Raw genomic sequence first — 788 nt, forward strand, 5'->3', positions numbered from 1 at the left:
GGGTGGGAAGGGGGTTTAGTCTTCGGCGCGGCGGTCGAAGGTCAGGCCGCCGGGGACCTGGAAGGTGGGCATGAGTTCAAGCATGCCGACATTGACGTGCCGCGGGGTCTCGATGGCGTAGTCGAGGGCGTTGACGATGTCGTCGGTGGTCAGCGACTCGTAGCCTTCGTAGTAGGTCTTCCAGGCTTCTTCCATGGCCTCGGGGCTGCCGCCCATGTTGCGGCCGAAGATTTCCGTTTCCACCCGGCCCGGGCAGATCTCGGTGACGCGGATGCGCTTTCCCACGGTGTCGTTGCGCAGCTGCCGGGAGATCTGGTGCACGGCGGCCTTGGTGGCGTGGTAGACCGTGTGGCCGTAGAAGTTGTACGTGCCGGCGATCGAGCTGATGTTCACGATATGGCCCAGGTCGCGTTCCACCATGCCGGGCAGGACCAGGCGGGTGAGCTGCAGCAGGCCGCGCAGGTTCACGTCCACGAGTTCGTCGATGTCCTGCTCGGAGGAGTCCAGGATGTTCCCGGGCCGGGAAACGCCGGCGCAGTTGACCAGCACGTCCACCTTCAGCTCACGCACGACGCCGGCCAGCGCGGCGGTGTCGGTCAGGTCCACCACGTGCGGGACTGCTCCCGTGCGGTCCGCCAGCTCGGCGAGGCGTTCGGCGTTGCGGGCCACTGCATGGACGGTCAGGCCCCGCTTGGTAAGGCGCTCGGCGATCGCGGCGCCCATACCGGTCGAAGCCCCGGTGACGAGGGCGGTGGTGTAATCAGAAAAGGACATTGGTTCTCCAGGAG

The 788-nt window shown here is 66.4% G+C and carries 1 protein-coding gene; it reads right to left on the minus strand.

The annotated features are described in order from the left end of the window. Window positions 1-15 precede the first annotated feature (15 nt). A complete protein-coding gene (locus ACYSM9_RS21885; protein ID WP_461859048.1) occupies window positions 16-774 on the minus strand; it encodes an SDR family oxidoreductase in 759 nt (252 codons plus the stop codon). Window positions 775-788: the final 14 nt, after the last annotated feature.

The sequence above is a fragment of the Arthrobacter sp. C152 genome, assembly GCF_054890965.1.